The sequence below is a fragment of the Lentzea alba genome, from assembly GCF_047445655.1.
Taxonomy (GTDB): Bacteria; Actinomycetota; Actinomycetes; order Mycobacteriales; family Pseudonocardiaceae; genus Lentzea; species Lentzea alba_A.
The window spans coordinates 99,772-113,300 of record NZ_JAJAEG010000007.1 but is presented as its reverse complement, the minus strand read 5'-3'; the positions used below and the strand labels follow the sequence as shown (position 1 = coordinate 113,300).

Sequence of the window (13,529 nt, the reverse complement as noted above, 5' to 3'; positions counted from 1 at the left end):
AGGACTCCCGGTTGATCTGAGTTGATTGATAAGCGCCCGCGCCACTGCCTGATCAACTCAACTCGCCCTAAACCTGACACCGCAACGACTTTCAGGGGTGATCAGGAGCGATGAAGACCACACGGTGGCGCACAGCGCTGTTAGTGGCGTTGACGGGTGCGTTGAGCACCACGTTGCCCGTGCAGGCCCAAGAGGCTGCGGACGACCTAATCCACAGCCGCCCAACGGGTGCCTTTTCATTGGCGCCCGATTGGAGTCTGGAGCCCTACGCCGAGAAGCTGCAGACCGCCGTCGGCACCACCACGTCGGTCGCCGCGCTGCTGCGTGACGCGAACCGGGACATCGCGTCGTGCAACGGCGCGCAGCAGCAGGCGTTGCCGGAGAGCTACGACCGAACGGACTACCCACTGACGTCCGGGCAGATCCTGCACAGCAACGAGAAGTTCTGCTGGGACCCCGGCGACAGCAAGGTCGACTACTGGATTCCGCAGGGCGTCACCGGGTCTTCCGACGCGGACGACGACGGGCTGTGGGGCGAGAACCGCGTGCTGCTCGTGTCGTGGCACTACGACCAGTCCGCGCCGGACAAGGGCGTGCGCGTGTCGTTCGTCGACATGAAGAACCGCAAGTACCGGCACGTGCTGCTGGTCGAGCCGACGAAGACCACGACGGCGAACTACAAGGCCGTGCCGATCCACGCCGGCGGGCTCGCCTGGCTGGGGCACTACCTCTACGTGGCCGACACCAACGGCGGCCTCCGGGTGTTCGACATCGAGCGTCTGCTCGAGGTTTCCGACGCACAGGACAGCATCGGCAAGAGCGGCAGCAACTACTACGCCTACAACTACAAGTACGTGTTGCCGCAGGTCGGCTGGTACCAGCAGGCCGTGCGAACCGACTGCACGCCAAGCGCTTCGCAGCTGTGCTTCTCGTCGTTGTCACTGGACCGCAGCACGACGCCGGACACGTTGGTCGTCGGCGAGTACCGCAACGGCCGCAGCACCGACGCCGCCGTCGACGGCGGGCGGGTGGCCCGCTACCGCGTCGACGCCTCGTCCCGGCTGCCCGTGCTGACCAGCGGCAAGGCCGTGCCGCAGGACGTGGTCACGGTGCCGCGCAGCAACATCCAGGGCGTCCAGACGTGGAACGGCCGCTACTACCTCGGCCGCAGCTCGAACCGGAACCACAGCTGGATGCACTTCGGTTCGACCGGTGGCGCGACCGGGACGAACAGCTGGGCCATCGGCGGCGAGGACCTCTACTACGAGCACGGCGCGGACAAGCTCTGGACCGTCTCCGAACACGCCTGGACCGAGGACGGCAGCACGTTCATCGACCGGCGCGCGATCTTCTCCGTCCCGCTCAGCTCGATCGGCTGAGCACCACCTTCTTCCGCCGCTGAGGCGGAAAACCGTTACGAACGAGGGGAAATCTCTGATGCGCAAGGCGATTGTCGCTCTGTCGATGGCGTCCGCGGCCGCCATCAGCGTGATGATGCCCGGCACCGCGCTGGCCATCGAGCACGAGCTCAACTACGGCACCAAGGGCGGCACGCCGCCCGGCGCCGCGGTCTGCACCGACGCCAAGGAAGACGTCCGCGTCTGTTACGAGCGCGGCGGCGACAAGTGGTGGGTGCAGGACCGCAAGGCGGACGGCAAGTCGGCCATCGTCGAGTGGGCCAACTACCGCAACGGCTCGCTCTACCGCTACGGCCGTTGCGTCAACAGCCACGAAGCCGGTTCTTGGGCGTCGTGCAACAAGAACTACTACGAGGACAGCACCCTGTACGGCTACCAGGGTGTCTGGAACCGCAGCGCCGGGTCGACGACCGAGCTCTACACGACGGAGTGGAAGTTCCAGTGAGCTAGCTCTGGTACTTCGCCAGTAGCTCGACCGCCTCGTCGATCTCGTCCGTGACGAGGATCCACTGTTCCGCCTCCCGGCCCGCCGCGAGCTTCTGCACCAGCGGCGCGGCCGGGACCTCGTCGGTCCAGAACGCCCTGCCGAGGAACACCATCGGGGCGGCTGGGCCGACGCTGCCGTAGTAGTTCTGCGTGAAGTCCTGGAAGACCTCCTGGACGGTGCCCGCCTTGCCCGGCGTGTAGACGATCCCGCCGGTCGCGACCGTCAGCAGGCCTTCCTCCCGAACCGAGTTCGCGAAGTACTTGGCGTGCAGCTCGCAGGCCGGATTCGGCGGCTCGTGGCCGTAGAACCAGGTCGGGATGCCGATCGTGCGCGGCTTCTCGAAGCTCCTGATCTCCGGGAACGCGGCCAGCCACCGGCCGATCGACTCGTCGTCGTGACCGAACGACGGGGCTGCCGCGATGGCGTTCAGCACGTCGTTGTCGGCCTCGCCGAGCCGGACGCCCAGCGGCACGGCCTCCATCGCGCCAGGTCCGCCGCCGGTCAGCACCGTGAAGCCGGCGTTGCCCAGCGCGGCACCGAGCTCGACGGCGTTGCGGTAGCCGTCGCTGCCGCGGGCCAGCGCGTGGCCGCCCATGACCGCGACCGGCTGCCCGGTCAGCGCCTCGTCGAGGGCCTCGGTGATCGAGTGGTCGTGCAGGCGTTCGGCCAGCGCGTGCAGCGGGTCGGGGTGGTGCCCCTGCTGCTTGCTGTGCCGGTAGATCACCGCGTCCGGCGTGTCCGCGTACGACTTCGGGCTGGCCGGGTCGAAGCCCGCGAACAGCTCGTCCGGCGTGTAGAGGGTCGATCGGTAGACCTCGTAGGGCAGGTCGGGGATGACCGGGAAGATCAACGCTCCCGCGGCGTCCGCCCGGCGCTGCATGGTCTCGCTGAGGCTGCAGCCGAGCAGCAGCGCTCCGTCCAACGGCACCCGCACGTCCTCGCGGGTCAGGTCCAGCCCGATGATGACGGCTTTGCGCAGGTCGGGCTGCGCGCGCAGCTGGTCGAGGTCGGTGATTTCGGTCCGCACGAAAGAAAGCCTAAGCCTGGTGCGAACCAACGTGCCCTGGAATCCGAATGACTGTTAGGGAACCCGGTCCGCCTCGACGTCCAGCCGAGAGCGGCCACTGGCCGCTGTCCAGGAAAGGTTCCCCGCAATGGCTACCGAACAACTGACCGGCTGCGCCGCCCGAGGCGCCCGAGTGGTAGACCCCCACCGCGTCGAGTACCTGGACTGCGGTGGCTACGGAGTCCCGCTGCTGGGCCACGCCCACCCGGCCGTGGTGCAGGCCGTCGTGGGCCAGGTGCGCCGCCCGTCGCTGCTGGACCGCCTGATGCTCGACCTGGTCACCCCGAACGGCCTCGACCACATCCACACGTTTCCGTCGGCCTCCGAAGCAGCCCAGTTCGCCGTGGCCCTGGCCTCCGCGAACGGCCGCCCGCGCGTCCTCACCACCGGAGATGTCCCGTACGGCGGCATCGACTCGTTGCGTTCTGTGCTGGCTTCCGGCCCACCGGCGTGCGTGCTCGTCGAACCGGTCCGCGGCATCTCGGTCCCGCCGCGCGGCTACCTGCGCGCGATCGCCGAGGTGTGCCGCGAACACGACGCGTTGCTGATCGTCGACGAGACCCGCACCGGCCTGGGCCGCCTCGGCGTGTGGTGGGGCGCCGACCTGGACGGCGTGACCCCGGACATCCTGCTGGTCGGCGAGGGTCTCTCCGGCGGCGTCCTCCCGATCGCCGCCGTCGTCGCCACCGCCGCCGTGGAGGTGCCGCTGTGGCGCGGCCTCGAATCGGTGTCGCCCCTCGCCTCCGCCGCCGTGAACGCCTGCCTGCGCGTCACGGCCTCCGAGGGCCTGGTGGAACGGGCCTCGCTGCTGGGCGACGAGTTGTTGCTGGGTCTGCGGGCCGTCGTCGCCGGTAAAGCCCATGCCTCTGGTCGCGGTCTGCTGCTCGGCGTCGAACTGCCGGACAAGCGCGCGGCCGACGTGTTCACCGGCGAGCTCCTTCGAGCGCGGGTGCTCGCCGACTTCCGCGGCCGGACGGTGAGCTTCACCCCGCCCGCCGTCATGTCGGCCGCGGACGCCGGGTGGCTGGTCGAAGCCGTGGGCAGGGCCGCGGCCAAGATCTGACGTTCGCCCGGCACGCGCCGCGCACCCCTGCCAAGATCCACGCGAAGGGGGTGCGCGGTGCGTCTTGTTCCAGTCCTGGCGGTGTTGTTGCTGACCGGGTGCAGCGTGTTCGAAAGCTTCAACCCGCTGCTCAACGAGATCGGCAAGCAGATCGTCGCCGACTGGAAGCAACGCCCGGACGTCGCCGCGGCCCAGTTCGAGTACACCCACGGCCTCGACGCCGGTGACAGCCTGCAGGTTCAGGTCATGTTGAAGGCCGAGGAGATCAACGACGCCGTGGTCGACGAGGTGGTCGAGATCGCCCGCCGGGACTGCTGGCGCGGCACCTGGGGCTCGTGCAGCGCGACCTACGTCGTCTACACGACCGCTGACCCGCCCTACGCCGACAAACCGGAGTCGGGCAAACCGGTGCGCCAGGGCGAGGTCGACCTGCCGCCCGAGCTGGAGGCCAGCTACGGCCCGCGACCGACGAGGCCGAGCAAGTGAGGCGCCTCGCGTTCGTCCTGCTCCCGCTGCTCCTGGCCGGCTGCGGGACCTCGGACGACACCGTCGAAGACCTGGCCGATCGCATCGAGAGTGACCTGAAGGCCGCGGACGGTGTCTCCGCAGTGGTGGTGGAGCACAAGTCGGACCTGGACTACCGGCAACGGCTCACCGTGACCGCGACCGCCCGCGACGAGGCCGCCGCCGACGAGGCTCTGGAGATCGTCAAGCGCGACTACTGGACCGGCACCGGTCGCCGGGTCGAGTTCACCGTCCGCTTTTCCGGCCCGTCCGGTACCGCGCTGCGCAAATCCGACGTGCAGTTCGAGCTCGGCGACGTCGTCGAGATGGAACGGAAGTACGGGCCGCGGTCGGAAGCCGGTGAGCTCGATCCCGGCCGCTGAGTAGTTCCGCGCATCTTTCCCGGTACCGGCTGCGAGCTGTCTGCCTGTCGTGATTTGCTCACCCCGAGTGAACGGGGGTACCGGTGTACGGCAATCCGGACGAGCTGGACCGCATCGCGGGCGAGATCGAGAAGCGCGCGGAGTCGGTCCGCACGCGCGGCACCGAGATGAACGACCGCGCGCGCACGATGCAGTGGCAGTCGGTCGCGGCAGAGCGGTGCCGCGAGACCGTCGAGGGCGACAAGCGCAAGCTGTTCCAGGCCGCGGAAGGGCTGGACGGTGCCGCCAAGGTGCTGCGGCAGCACGCCCAGGAGGTCCGCGAGATGATCGCCGCGATCAAGCGCATCGCGGAGGCTGTCACCGGCTGGTTCAAGAGCGCGATCGACACCTTCAACCGAGCTGTCGACGCGTTCAACAACGCCGTGAAGGACATCGCGAACGGCGTGGCCGATGCGCTCGGGTTCGGCGGCGGTCAGCCACCGCAGCCGCCTCAACCACCGTGGAACGGCTGGAAGTGGGGCCCGGACAACCTGCCGCCGCAGGGCGACAAGGCCTGGCTCGAGGTCGGCGACTACATGCGCGGCCAGGGAGTGCCCGCGTGACCCCGGCACCGCATCGCCTCGTGCTGTCCGCGCGGGAGTTCGCGTACCTGGTCGAGAAGACCGGCGTCGACCTGCCGCCGGACTGGATGCCCGCAGCCGACGTTCAGATCGGCCCCGCGGAGGCAGACCTCACCAAGAAGCGCGTCGTGACCGGCGTCGGCGACGAGGCCACCGTCCACCCGTCGGTGGAGCGCAACCTCCAGATCCTCGCTGGACCCGCGGTCATGCTCGACACCATCGCGTCCATCGGACCCAAGAGCTCGCACAGCGTCCACGCGGTCAACGGCCCGTTGGGCGCCTCGCTCTTCGCACTTGGCGAGGGCGCCGTCGAGCTGTCCATGTTCGCGTCCGTGGACCTGGGCAAGGAACTGATCCGCGCCGTGCCGCAGGCCGATCCCGCCGGGGCAAGCCTCGAATCGCGACTCGGCGGCGGCGATGACGCGGAACCGCTGAAGGGCCGGTTGCCGCTGGCAGCGCTGCAGGAGATGGGCGCGGCCAGGCTCTTCCGCGCCGCCGACCCGGACGCCCCGGCCGCCGTGCTCGCCGAGCTGAACCTCTCCGGCGAAGAAGCGGCGCTGGCCGAGAACGTCGCCACCCAGACCGATGGCGCCCTTCGTTGCCTGGTCCTCGGTGGGAACGGATCGTCCCAGGTCAACTGGGTGCACACGCCCGGCGGCTGGAGCGGCCTGGAGCCCGAACCCGACGGCTCGGGCCGCCGCATGGTGAAGATCGAACCGACCGAACGTGAGGACCTGGGCACCTGGGTGGCGCCCGCGGTGGCGGGAGCACTGGGATGACCATCTCGAACATCCAGGTCGAGGGCGGCGCGGGCGGCACCGAGGCCAAGTACGACGACCTGGCCTCCATGGGCGACCTCACCGGCGACGTCGCCGACGACACCCTCAAGACCGCAGCGGCCGGCCACAAGTTCCTGGTCCAGCCGGACGTGCTCGCCTCGTCACTGCTCAACCCCGGCGGCGTGGTCAAGTTCGAGGCCGCGATGGCCGTGGCGCTCGACGGACCCAACGGCCTCACCGCCACCTCGGCGGGAATCGGACTGCGCGGCGAGGCGCTGAAGGCCACCCGGATCGCCTACGAGATGGCCGACGAACTGGCCGCGAAGGGCCTGGACGCGGGCCGTTGGTTCGCTGGTCTGGCAGTCGCCTCCAACCCGCTGTCAGCCGCGGGTGCCGCAGCCGTCGCCGGTAGCGCTATCGCCGCGGACGTGTACATGAACTACGACGGCAACTGGGAGAAGTGGCTCGTCGACCACCCCGGCATGGTCGACACGTTGATCGGCATGTCGCCGGGCATGCTCAGCGCGCTCGGCATCCCGGTCGATCTGGCCACGACCCTGGACCTGCTCGCCGCCACCTACCCGGACGGCGAAGCCGTGGTCACGAACATCGGTGATCCGATGAAGGACAACCCGCCACGCGACCTCGAAGATCTTCTGAACGGGTTGAACGAGCGCAACGACCCGACGGTCAAGCCTGATCCGAGCAACATCGACGTGCGAATTATCAAGGACGCCAACGGAAACGTCACCGGCTACGTCGTGGACGTGCCCGGCACGAAGGACTGGCCGATGCCGGGCCAGGTGGCGAGCGCCAACGACCTCGGCGTCAACGTCGATGCGATGGCGGGCAACAACACCGTGCTGCAGAAGGGGATCCAGGAGGCGCTGGATCGCGCCGGAGCGGATGACACCGGTGCTCCGGTGATGTTGGTCGGGCACAGCCAGGGCGGGATCGTCGCGGCTCAGGCGACCACCGATCTGAAGGCCAACGGCTACAACGTGACGCACGTGGTCACCGCGGGCTCTCCGGTCGGCCGCATCGAGATTCCTGACGATGTGCAGGTGCTGTCGATCGAGAACCGCAACGACATCGTTCCGCACCTGGATGCCAGCGACAATCCGGGCAATCCCAACCACACGACTGTCACCTTCGACAACAACACGGGTAGCTCCAGCGGAAACCACGCGATCGGTGGCAACTACACCAATGCTGCTGGAGAACTCGACAAGAGCTCGGATCCGTCGGTGCAACGGTATCGGGACAGCATGGGAGCCTTCACCGGAGGCGATCCGGACCAGTCGCAGATGCAGCGGTACCACGTCGCGAGGAAGGGTGTGAATGAGCTTCCGTAAAGCCTTGGCCGCGGTTTCCCTGGCTTTTCTGCTGGCCGGGTGCAACATCACCGACCAGTACTACGAGGACGTCGAAGCGGTCGGCAAGCAGATCGTGGCCGACTGGAAGGAACTTCCCGAGGTTGTCGAGGCCAAGTACGAGTACAAGCACGGCCTGGACCAGGGGCAGGTGATCCACGCGACCGCCACCGTGCGAGACGAGTCCGCGGCGACGACTGTCGCGAAGCTGGAAGAAATCGCCCAGCGGGATTACTGGCGTGGGACGTGGCAGAACGTCTCGGTGAGTGTCAACGTCTTTTCGGATGCCAATCCGCAGACGGTGAGTCCGACTGGTTCCAGCAAGCCGTACAGCCAGAAGCGGATCGAGCTCGACGACCCAGCTGCGCTCGAAAAGAAGTACGGCCCCCGCCCCGCCAAGAAATGAGCACCACGATGACCCCCGACGAATGGCTTGCCGACTTCGAGGCCAAGACGGCCGAGCTCCAGCGCAACGCCGCAGCCTTCCGCCGCAACATCGAAAGCGCCGGCACGACCGTGACCACCGAGGACAAGTCGGTCACCGTCACGGTCGCCCCGAACGGCGCGCTGCTCGACCTGAAGATCGAGGGCAACACCGAGCTGTCCGCCAAGATCCTCGGCCTGATGAAGTCCGCCCGCGAGCAGGCCGCGACGAACGTGCTCGACGAGTTCCGCCAGGTCACCGGCAGCCACGCGAACGAGCTCGACACCGACGTCAGCGTCCCCGCACCGCCGTCACCCGAGCAGCCGAAGGCCCAGCCGCAGCGAGAGGAAGAGGACTTCAGCGAGACGGCCGTCTACCGCAAGGACGGCTGGTAACTCAGAAGATCACTGTCTGGTTGCCGTGCACCAGCACCCGGTCCTCCAGGTGCCACCGCAGCCCGCGCGCCAGCACGACCTTTTCGATGTCCCGCCCCTTGCGCACCATGTCGGCGACGGAATCCCCGTGGTGCACCCGCAGCACGTCCTGCTCGATGATCGGCCCCGCGTCCAGGTCGGCCGTCACGTAGTGGCACGTGGCGCCGACCAGCTTCACACCGCGCCGGTGCGCCTGGTGGTAGGGCCGGGCGCCGATGAACGACGGCAGGAAGCTGTGGTGGATGTTGATCGTGCGGCCGGACCACGCTGCGCAGAGTTCCGGCGGCAGGATCTGCATGAAGCGCGCCAGCACCACGGCGTGCGGGTCGTGCTTGTCGACCAGCTGACGCAGTTGGGCGAACGCGGCCTGCTTGCCCTCCGGATCGCCGGCGGGGAACGGCACGTGGTGGAACGGGATGCCGTGCGCGCGCGTGATGTCGCCGAGGTCCGGGTGGTTGGCGATGACGGCCGACACCTCGACGTCCAGCTCGCCGGTCGCGACGCGGGCCAACAGGTCGTAGAGGCAGTGGCCCTCGCGGGACGCCAGGATCACCACGCGCTTGCGCACGCCCGTGTCGGTCACCGTCCACGTCGACTGCGCGCCCAGCGAGGCGGCCACGTCGGCGAACTGGGCTCGTAGCTCGTCCACGCCGAACGGCAGGGAGTCCGCGCGGACCTCCTGGCGCGTGAAGAACCAGCCCGTGTCGGGGTCGGTGTGGTACGCGGCCTCGACGATCCAGCCGCCGTGCTCCGCGAGGAACGACGAGATCCTCGCGATGATGCCGGTGCGGTCCGGGCAGCCGAAGGTGATCACATAGCGACGCTCTGGCGATGACACCGGCCAAGGGTATGCGCTGCGGTGTTCACGGCCGGGGCAATCCCTCCAACAGCGTCCGATCGCCGGACACGATCGCGTGGCTCGGGCGCACGTACAGCGCGCGGTAGATCGCGTCGGCGGTGCCCGCGATGGTGGCGTCCTCGTCGAAGGCCGCGTCCTGGACACCGGTGACGACCAGCGGTTCGCCCGCGGTCAGGCCGACCTGCCAGGTGCGGCCGGCGTCGGCCGCGTGGACCAGCAGCCTGCCGGTCGCCGAGACGGGGAAACCCAGCTCGACGCGACGAGCAACCAGGACGGTGAGGTACTCGTCGATGCCGTCCGCGGCGAACTCCGGGTCGAACACCAGCGCCGGCAGCTCGTGGCCGATCGCGAGCTCGGCGTCCAGGCGGTGGATCGACGTCTCGTGCGCCTGCCTGCGCGACCAGAAGGCGGCGCGGGACGTCTTGTCGAACGTCCACGCGGGACGGTCGGCCGGCGTCGAGCGCAGGCGTTCGAGGAGCAGCGAGAGGCCGTTGTCCCACCAGGGGAACACCTCGTCGAAGTCCCGCGGCGACTTCGGCCACTCCGGGCGGCCGGCCTCCGGTGCGGTGACGACCGCCTGCGCCGCCCACGTGTGCACCTCGGCGATGTGCCGCACCAGCTTCAGCACTGTCCACTCGGGACACGAGGGAACCGGGGCGTCCGGGCCGGCCTTCAGCGCGGCCGTGCGGAGCAACGAAGCCTGGGTCTCGATCTGCGCGAGGTAGTCCACAACACGACCCTACGGCGCGACAGCGGCCCATTCGAGCGTGATTTCGCCGAGTCGCCAACGACGGCGGTCGTCGAGCACCGGCCAGCCGCGCTCAGCGAGCAACCGCGCCGACTCCACCCACCGCGCACGAGGCCCGAACGGCGCGAACGGCGCCGCGGTGGCCCAGCACGCGTCCAGCTCGGCCAGCAACGCGTGCACGCGCTCACCCGGCACGTTCTTGTGGATCAACGCCTTGGGCAGCCGCTCGGCCAGATCGGACGGCACCTCGATGCCGGAGGGCTTGCACGCCAGCGTGAACGTCTGAGGCCCGTCAGCGGAAAGCGTCACCCACGTGCAACGGCGGCCGATCTCGTCGCACGTGCCCTCGACGACCAGCCCGTCGGGAGCCATGCGACCGAGCATCGTGTCCCACGCCTCGAACGACTGCTCCTCGGTGTACTGCCGCAGCACGTTGAACGCGCGCAACAACACCGGCCGCGCACCCGCGAGCTCGAAGCCACCGCGCCGGAAGTCCAGCCAGGGCGGGTCGGCCACCGCCTTGCCCGCGTCGACGCGGTCCTGGTCGATCTCCAGCCCGAGCACGCGGACGTCGGGCCGCACGGAACGCAGCCGTGAAGCCATCTCGACGGTGGTGATCGGCGTGGACCCGTACCCGAGGTCGACCACGAGCGGATCGGCCGCGTCCAGGAGGAACGAGGACAGCGTGCCGGTCATCCACCGGTCGACCCGGCGCAGGCGGTTCGGGTTGGTCGTGCCGCGCGTCGGCAGGCCGAGCGCACGGGCCCGGCCGGCCGCTAGCCGCGGTTTGCGAGCCATTCCGACGTGAACTCGCTCTCCTTGTCCAGCAGCACGATGACCTGTTCCGCGATCACCTTCTCCAGCTTCCCGCCCATGAGCGGGATGCTGACCTTGACCTCCCCCATGAGGGTGGTCTTCGAGCTGGATCCGTTGTCCGTGATGGTGAACCCGCCGTCGAGCCGCCCCGGCACGCCGTTCAGCGTGACCTCGACCGTGCCGGCGCCGGCCGCCCAGTTCTCGACGCGCTTGATCACCAGGTCGCCACCGAGCAGCGACTTCGCCATCGACGGCAGGTGCTCGGCGGGAACACCCTGCTTGAGCTCGTAAGACGCCTTCCCGTCAGCCGACGAGAACGACACGAGCTCGGCGTTCGTGCCGCCGATCGCGGCCAGCCGGTCCCGCAGATAGGTCTCGTCGACCATCGCGCCGAAGACCTTCTCCGCCGAATGGGGTGACGTGGTGTGGTGCTCGATGCGGCGTGCCATGTCGCGGAGGCTACCGTTGACGTCTGTGACCACCACGCAGTCCGTACCTCTGGCCGAGCGCACCACGCTCCGACTCGGTGGCCCGGCCGCGCGGTTCGTCCACGCCACGACCGCCGCTGAGCTGGTCGAAGCCGTGCGAACAGCCGACGCCGCCGCCGACGAGAAAGTGCTCGTGCTCGGCGGCGGGTCGAACCTCGTGATCTCGGATGGCGGCTTCGACGGCACAGTCGTGCACGTCGCCACCAAGGGCTTCCGGCTCGACCCGCTGGGCGGCGGCATCGTCCAGTTCACCGTCGAAGCCGGCGAGGAGTGGGACGCGGTCGTCGCCGAGGCGGTCGCGCAGGGCCTCGGTGGCCTGGAGTGCCTGTCCGGCATCCCCGGCCTCAACGGCGCCACGCCCGTGCAGAACGTCGGCGCGTACGGCATCGAGATCGCCCAGGTGCTGCAGTCGGTGGATCTGCTGGACCGGCGCAGCGGCAAGGTGCACCAGGTGCCCGCCGCCAAGCTCGGCCTCGACTACCGGACCAGCGTGCTGAAGGGCACGGACCACGCGGTCGTGCTGCGCACCAGGTTCTCGCTGACCGCGGGCGGCATGTCCGCGCCGATCCGCTACGCCGAACTGGCGCGCGTTCTCGGTGTGGCGCAAGGTGATCGCGTGCCGGCCGACGAGGCCCGCAAGGCCGTCCTGGAGCTGCGCCGCGGCAAGGGCATGGTGCTCGACCCGGCCGACCACGACACGTGGAGCGCCGGCTCGTTCTTCACCAACCCGATCATCGACGACGCGACGTTCACCGGTGTGCTGATCCGCATCGCCGAACGCCTCGGCCACGACGTGAACGTGCCCACCTACCCCGCGGGCCCCGGCCAGAAGAAGCTCTCCGCCGCGTGGCTGATCGAACGCGCAGGCTTCCGCAAGGGCCACCAGGGCCCCGGCGGCCGGGTGTCGTTGTCCAGCAAGCACACGCTGGCCCTCACGAACCGCGGCGGCGCCTCCACCGAGGACCTGCTCGATCTTGCGCGCGAGGTTCGCGACGGAGTCCGGGGGGCCTTCGGCGTGGAACTTCACCCGGAACCCGTCTTCGTAGGCGTTCAGCTCTGAGTCCGTTCAGGTGACTCCATGTGACGAACCGCTACCGCGAGTGTTTCATTGAGATAGGGGCGGAACGGAGGTCGCCATGAGCTGCCTCGATGAGAACGCGCTGGCGGTCATCAGGCCGATCAAGCGCACGGTGGAGGACGAGTTCCTCGCCAGGCCCGGCGTGATCGGCGTCGACATCGGCGAGAAGTTCACCGGCGGTCGCCCGACGGGTCAGGCCGCGATCGTGGTCTACGTGTGCGCCAAGGGACCGCAGCACCCGCAGCAGATCCCGGCGGAGGTCGACGGGGTGCCCACGGACGTGGTCGCGGAGTCGATCGTGCTGCACCGCGCCCGGCTGTCGCAGGCTGAACCCGTTGTGGCGGAACGACATCCGGTGCTGCGCGGCGGTATCAGCATCGGCCCCGCGCGGTCGTTCCGGGTCGTGCCGCCAGAGGTCGAGAAAGCAGACGAGTACGTCATCGCGGGCACGCTCGGCGCGTTCGTGATCACCAAGGCCGAGCCCAGGAAGGTGTTGGGACTCACCACGTTCCACGTCGGCTGCGTCGACGACTCGTGGTCGGTGGGCGACGAGTTCGTACATCCGTCCAGAGTGGACGGTGGCCTCCCCGGTGCCGACCAGGTCGCGGTGCTCGACCGGGCAGCGCTGGCGGGAGCGGTCAGCGCGGCAGGGCTCAGGATGGGCCAACGGCCGTTCCGCGCGGAGGTGCTCGACATCGGCGCGATCACCGGCACCGCAAACGCGATCATCGGCTCGACCGTGCGCAAACGCGGCCGCACCACAGAACTCACCTACGGCGTGATCGCGTCGACGGACGCGACGTTGAGACTCGATTTCGGCCACGGCATCGGTATCCGGACGTTGCGCGACCAGATCCGCGTGCACTCGTCCGAACGCTTCGGCGACCACGGCGACTCAGGTGCCGTGCTGGTGGACGCCGACAACCGCGTGGTGGGCCTGTACGTCGCCGGATCGGGCTCGACGGGGTTCGCGAACCCCGTCGAGCCCG

At 69.0% G+C, this 13,529-nt stretch carries 17 protein-coding genes; 12 read left to right on the top strand and 5 right to left on the bottom strand.

Annotated elements, in window-relative coordinates:
* Positions 1–110 precede the first annotated feature (110 nt).
* Positions 111–1,379, top strand: a complete 1,269-nt coding sequence (locus LFM09_RS13280; RefSeq protein ID WP_414096710.1) for a hypothetical protein — start codon at positions 111–113, stop codon at positions 1,377–1,379.
* A 58-nt stretch (positions 1,380–1,437) separates the two neighbouring features.
* Entirely contained in the window at positions 1,438–1,863 is a 426-nt protein-coding gene (locus tag LFM09_RS13275) for a hypothetical protein (protein WP_414096709.1), read from the top strand.
* Position 1,864: 1 nt separating this feature from the next.
* Here the strand turns inward: LFM09_RS13275 and LFM09_RS13270 are convergent, their stop codons facing one another.
* Entirely contained in the window at positions 1,865–2,932 is a 1,068-nt protein-coding gene (locus tag LFM09_RS13270; RefSeq protein WP_414096708.1) for an LOG family protein, read from the bottom strand.
* A 127-nt stretch (positions 2,933–3,059) separates the two neighbouring features.
* Between LFM09_RS13270 and LFM09_RS13265 the strand changes: the two genes are divergently transcribed.
* From LFM09_RS13265 to LFM09_RS13230, 8 genes are all read left to right on the top strand, one after another.
* Positions 3,060–4,034, top strand: a complete 975-nt coding sequence (locus LFM09_RS13265; protein WP_414096707.1) for an aminotransferase class III-fold pyridoxal phosphate-dependent enzyme — start codon at positions 3,060–3,062, stop codon at positions 4,032–4,034.
* Positions 4,035–4,091: 57 nt separating this feature from the next.
* The gene (locus LFM09_RS13260; protein ID WP_414096706.1) at positions 4,092–4,520 is read left to right on the top strand and encodes a hypothetical protein; all 429 of its coding nucleotides are present in this window, start codon (positions 4,092–4,094) and stop codon (positions 4,518–4,520) included.
* Complete coding sequence (locus LFM09_RS13255) at positions 4,517–4,921, top strand: hypothetical protein (RefSeq protein WP_414096705.1); 405 nt, start codon at positions 4,517–4,519, stop codon at positions 4,919–4,921. Before LFM09_RS13260 ends, LFM09_RS13255 begins: the two co-directional genes overlap by 4 nt.
* A gap of 83 nt (positions 4,922–5,004) precedes the next feature.
* Positions 5,005–5,523 (top strand): WXG100 family type VII secretion target, encoded by a 519-nt coding sequence (locus LFM09_RS13250; RefSeq protein WP_414096704.1) that lies wholly within the window; start codon positions 5,005–5,007, stop codon positions 5,521–5,523.
* The gene (locus LFM09_RS13245) at positions 5,520–6,320 is read left to right on the top strand and encodes an ESX secretion-associated protein EspG (protein ID WP_414096703.1); all 801 of its coding nucleotides are present in this window, start codon (positions 5,520–5,522) and stop codon (positions 6,318–6,320) included. Before LFM09_RS13250 ends, LFM09_RS13245 begins: the two co-directional genes overlap by 4 nt.
* Positions 6,317–7,675 carry a lipase family protein gene (locus tag LFM09_RS13240; protein ID WP_414096702.1) on the top strand — a complete coding sequence of 453 codons (1,359 nt, stop codon included), beginning with the start codon at positions 6,317–6,319 and terminating at the stop codon, positions 7,673–7,675. The genes LFM09_RS13245 and LFM09_RS13240 overlap by 4 nt, the downstream gene beginning before the upstream one ends.
* A complete protein-coding gene (locus LFM09_RS13235) occupies positions 7,662–8,099 on the top strand; it encodes a hypothetical protein (protein WP_414096701.1) in 438 nt (145 codons plus the stop codon). Before LFM09_RS13240 ends, LFM09_RS13235 begins: the two co-directional genes overlap by 14 nt.
* 8 nt (positions 8,100–8,107) lie before the next feature.
* Positions 8,108–8,512, top strand: coding sequence for a YbaB/EbfC family nucleoid-associated protein (locus tag LFM09_RS13230; RefSeq protein ID WP_414096700.1), 405 nt, complete (start codon positions 8,108–8,110; stop codon positions 8,510–8,512).
* 1 nt (position 8,513) lies between these two features.
* Here LFM09_RS13230 and purU read toward each other — a convergent pair whose 3' ends face one another.
* From purU to LFM09_RS13210, 4 genes are read right to left on the bottom strand one after another with little or no spacing between them, the layout of a single operon-like run.
* A complete protein-coding gene (purU, locus tag LFM09_RS13225) occupies positions 8,514–9,389 on the bottom strand; it encodes a formyltetrahydrofolate deformylase (RefSeq protein ID WP_414096699.1) in 876 nt (291 codons plus the stop codon).
* A 25-nt stretch (positions 9,390–9,414) separates the two neighbouring features.
* Positions 9,415–10,140 carry a maleylpyruvate isomerase N-terminal domain-containing protein gene (locus tag LFM09_RS13220; RefSeq protein ID WP_414096698.1) on the bottom strand — a complete coding sequence of 242 codons (726 nt, stop codon included), beginning with the start codon at positions 10,138–10,140 and terminating at the stop codon, positions 9,415–9,417.
* Between the two features lie 9 nt (positions 10,141–10,149).
* Positions 10,150–10,956, bottom strand: a complete 807-nt coding sequence (locus LFM09_RS13215) for a class I SAM-dependent methyltransferase (protein ID WP_414096697.1) — start codon at positions 10,954–10,956, stop codon at positions 10,150–10,152.
* Entirely contained in the window at positions 10,935–11,423 is a 489-nt protein-coding gene (locus LFM09_RS13210) for a DUF2505 domain-containing protein (RefSeq protein ID WP_414096696.1), read from the bottom strand. Before LFM09_RS13210 ends, LFM09_RS13215 begins: the two co-directional genes overlap by 22 nt.
* Between LFM09_RS13210 and LFM09_RS13205 the strand changes: the two genes are divergently transcribed.
* Both LFM09_RS13205 and LFM09_RS13200 read left to right on the top strand, forming a co-directional pair.
* Positions 11,422–12,522, top strand: a complete 1,101-nt coding sequence (locus LFM09_RS13205) for a UDP-N-acetylmuramate dehydrogenase (protein WP_414096695.1) — start codon at positions 11,422–11,424, stop codon at positions 12,520–12,522. The two genes, LFM09_RS13210 and LFM09_RS13205, sit on opposite strands and share 2 nt — an antisense overlap.
* A 76-nt stretch (positions 12,523–12,598) precedes the next feature.
* Positions 12,599–13,529, top strand: a 931-nt coding sequence (locus LFM09_RS13200; RefSeq protein WP_414096694.1) for a hypothetical protein, incomplete at its 3' end; no start/stop codon positions are given.

Coding starts and splice junctions, on each gene's coding strand:
- LFM09_RS13280 (WP_414096710.1), top strand. CDS start 111: ATGAAGACCACACGGTGGCGCACAGCGCTGTTAGTGGCGTTGACGGGT.
- LFM09_RS13240 (WP_414096702.1), top strand. CDS start 6,317: ATGACCATCTCGAACATCCAGGTCGAGGGCGGCGCGGGCGGCACCGAG.
- LFM09_RS13265 (WP_414096707.1), top strand. CDS start 3,060: ATGGCTACCGAACAACTGACCGGCTGCGCCGCCCGAGGCGCCCGAGTG.
- LFM09_RS13210 (WP_414096696.1), bottom strand. CDS start 11,423: ATGGCACGCCGCATCGAGCACCACACCACGTCACCCCATTCGGCGGAG.
- LFM09_RS13275 (WP_414096709.1), top strand. CDS start 1,438: ATGCGCAAGGCGATTGTCGCTCTGTCGATGGCGTCCGCGGCCGCCATC.
- LFM09_RS13205 (WP_414096695.1), top strand. CDS start 11,422: ATGTCGCGGAGGCTACCGTTGACGTCTGTGACCACCACGCAGTCCGTA.
- LFM09_RS13230 (WP_414096700.1), top strand. CDS start 8,108: ATGACCCCCGACGAATGGCTTGCCGACTTCGAGGCCAAGACGGCCGAG.
- LFM09_RS13235 (WP_414096701.1), top strand. CDS start 7,662: ATGAGCTTCCGTAAAGCCTTGGCCGCGGTTTCCCTGGCTTTTCTGCTG.
- LFM09_RS13215 (WP_414096697.1), bottom strand. CDS start 10,956: ATGGCTCGCAAACCGCGGCTAGCGGCCGGCCGGGCCCGTGCGCTCGGC.